This window comes from Vibrio ouci (assembly GCF_004551525.1).
Taxonomy (GTDB): domain Bacteria; phylum Pseudomonadota; class Gammaproteobacteria; order Enterobacterales; family Vibrionaceae; genus Vibrio; species Vibrio ouci.
In genome coordinates, this window is the sequence record NZ_SATR01000221.1 from 1 (window position 1) to 1,002 (window position 1,002).

At 45.0% G+C, this 1,002-nt stretch carries 2 tRNA genes; both read right to left on the bottom strand.

What is annotated here, in order from left to right:
* Window positions 1-748 precede the first annotated feature (748 nt).
* Window positions 749-825, bottom strand: a tRNA-Trp gene (locus tag ELS82_RS25280).
* A gap of 35 nt (window positions 826-860) precedes the next feature.
* A tRNA-Asp gene (locus ELS82_RS25285) sits at window positions 861-937 on the bottom strand.
* Between the last annotated feature and the right edge of the window lie 65 nt (window positions 938-1,002).

Below are 1,002 nucleotides of genomic sequence, written 5' to 3' on the forward strand. Positions count from 1 at the left end.
AATCAAGCTCAAGCAAATGCGAGAAAGCGTCAGCCATTTCATTTTACCAGACAAAAGAAAGGACCGAACGTTTCCACGTTCAGTCCTCTTTGTTCCGGCCAAATATCCGTTTAGGTATAAGCGTTAGCGCTTATCCGAATGGCATTACACTCAATGAGTGGGGCTTTTTTGTATGCTTAAACGTATTTAGACTCTGATTGCTTCACAAAAACTAGCATCTGCCCTACCCGTTTTCTCATCATAAGAATGATATAGTTCGAAGCATGGGCTCTGATCCAGTTCTAGCTCTTTCGCTATAGTTTCCTCAATCAATTGATTCCAATATTGTTGATATTGCTGTTTCTCATTAAAGCCGAATATTCATGCATAGATTGGCACTGCTTAATTTGAGTTGGGGTTACGCCAATGTAAGTGGAACGGTGAAAGGTTGGCGATCTCTGAAGCCTTATGCAAGTTAAGCTGCTCAGAGCAGTTCTCCTCTAAATAGAGTTGAAGCCGTCTAATCCTTTGTAAGTGATCCATTCCCCTCTCCTATCATCCAATGTCGTCGCTACGCTAACACATCAAAGTGGAATCATTAGGCTATGGCTTAACAGGGGATTATTAGAATGTGCATAGGAACGTAGCAGCGAGATAGAAAGACTTAACCGTACTGATGCAACAAGCGGTCGGTTAATTCTCCAAACATGTCTTTTGAGAAGCAACAAATGCAAAAAAGCCTCAGCATTTCTGCTGAGGCTTTCGAAGATGGCAGGGGTGGAGAGATTCGAACTCCCAACACGCGGATTTGGAATCCGCTGCTCTGCCAATTGGAGCTACACCCCTGTAGTTCGTATTTAATGAGACGACTCTCGAATAAGTGGCGGAGCGGACGGGACTCGAACCCGCGACCCCCGGCGTGACAGGCCGGTATTCTAACCAACTGAACTACCGCTCCGCACTGGTTAGACCTAAAGTCTAAATTTAAAGCCTGGCGATGTCCTACTCTCACATGGGGAAACC